The organism is Seonamhaeicola marinus (assembly GCF_008085455.1).
Genome location: NZ_VSDQ01000392.1, coordinates 1 through 450 on the forward strand (window position 1 = coordinate 1; position 450 = coordinate 450).

The 450-nt window shown below is 35.3% G+C and carries 1 protein-coding gene; it reads left to right on the plus strand.

Annotation, left to right across the window (positions count from 1 at the left end; all coding sequences use genetic code 11):
• Nucleotides 1-51: 51 nt before the first annotated feature.
• Nucleotides 52-450 (plus strand): ferrochelatase (locus FUA24_RS05100; RefSeq protein WP_187388178.1); only part of this gene is annotated, 399 nt, incomplete at its 3' end.

Below are 450 nucleotides of genomic sequence, written 5' to 3' on the forward strand. Positions count from 1 at the left end.
AAATTTATAATACAAAGTGCATTTTTATAATTTGTGTTGTATTTTTACAACATGAAAAAAGGTGTTTTACTTGTAAACTTAGGCTCACCAGATAGCCCTGAACCTAAAGATGTAAAAAAATATTTAGGTGAATTTTTAATGGATGAGCGCGTTATTGATATTCCCTATGTTGCTAGAGCGCTTCTTGTAAGAGGCATAATTTTAAAAACACGCCCAAAAGCATCGGCTGCAGCTTACAAAAAAATTTGGTGGGATGAAGGTTCGCCACTCATTGTAATTTCTGAAAGACTTCAAAATAAAATTCAAAAGCAAGTTGATGTACCTGTAGCCTTAGCTATGCGCTACGGCAGCATGACTATTGAAAAAGGCTTACAAGAGCTAGTTGATAAAGGCGTTGATGAGGTTTTGTTATTCCCATTATATCCGCAATTTGCCATGGCTACAACTGAA